Annotated in this window: 2 protein-coding genes and 1 pseudogene; all 3 read right to left on the minus strand. The window is 41.8% G+C overall.

The genetic code is table 11. The features are described 5' to 3' along the window. Positions 1 to 205: pseudogene (locus N5O98_RS27230) on the minus strand (IS66 family transposase); the annotation flags it as partial. A gap of 86 nt (positions 206 to 291) precedes the next feature. Then, positions 292 to 642 carry an IS66 family insertion sequence element accessory protein TnpB gene (tnpB, locus tag N5O98_RS27235; RefSeq protein ID WP_004296723.1) on the minus strand — a complete coding sequence of 117 codons (351 nt, stop codon included), beginning with the start codon at positions 640 to 642 and terminating at the stop codon, positions 292 to 294. After that, positions 630 to 980 (minus strand): hypothetical protein, encoded by a 351-nt coding sequence (locus N5O98_RS27240; RefSeq protein ID WP_050541671.1) that lies wholly within the window; start codon positions 978 to 980, stop codon positions 630 to 632. The genes tnpB and N5O98_RS27240 overlap by 13 nt, the downstream gene beginning before the upstream one ends. Position 981 lies beyond the last annotated feature (1 nt).

Consider the following 981-nt stretch of genomic DNA (forward strand, 5'->3'; position numbering starts at 1 on the left):
GTTCGGATGTGTTGGATACAAGTTTGGCGAGTCCCTTAGTAAGGCGCTGTTGCTTGCTAAGAGATTCGCCTTTTTGAAGGAGTGCCTCTTTAAGGGAAGAAACCTCCTTTATCAAAGCATCTATTTGGTCCAAGAGTCTGTTGTTGTCATCTCGTAATCCCTTGATTTGTTCCTTCAATAACTCTATGATCTCATCCTTTTTCATGGCATAAAGATATAAAAAATCAACGAATTGGCCAAATAAACCGGATGATATCCTTAGCGCAAATAACTAATAATCAAAATGTTGAATTAGATCCTAAAACGTTTTCTCAACCGTACAGACTTTAATGACACTCCATTTAAGATAAAAGACAAAACCTGATAAGAAATCTCGTAATTACCTGTATTGGGGTTAAATGTCGGTAACTCAAAACTTCCACCTTCGAGGCGCTTGTAGTACAGAAGAAAGCCATCGCCATCCCAACGCAGTATTTTTACACTTTGTCGGTTTTTACCAAAGAATAAAAAGATATCTCCGGAAACGGGAGACAAGTCCTTCATTTCCGATCGTATAATTTTGAATAAACCGTCAATGCCAAGGTTCATACGAACAAAGCCCTGGTACAGATAGTAGCGATTGGCTGATGTTAGAGAATACATGGATCTCCCTCCGTTCTTTCGTAATCGCGCAACATTTTAATAACACCACCGGGTGTGGCCCGTTTGACCGAAATGGTGGTTCCACTGTTAAAGGTGATTGTGATCCCGGCAAGACTAAACTCTTCTTCCGACAACATGGCGGGTGATATTTGAGTGAATGAAGGAGAGGAAGTTGTCGGTTGGGAGGGTTCAACGCCGCCATAATAATCACGGACCACATCTGCCTTGGCTTGTTTAACGCTATAGCCCCGTCTGGACATCCAGGAACTCATACCACCAAAAGTGGTATGCTGATCGCGGCAAACATCGGCTAAAGAACAATTGTAGTCTACTTTCAAT

The organism is Bacteroides sp. LFL-34 (genome assembly GCF_027257075.1).
Taxonomy (GTDB): Bacteria; Bacteroidota; Bacteroidia; order Bacteroidales; family Bacteroidaceae; genus Bacteroides; species Bacteroides ovatus.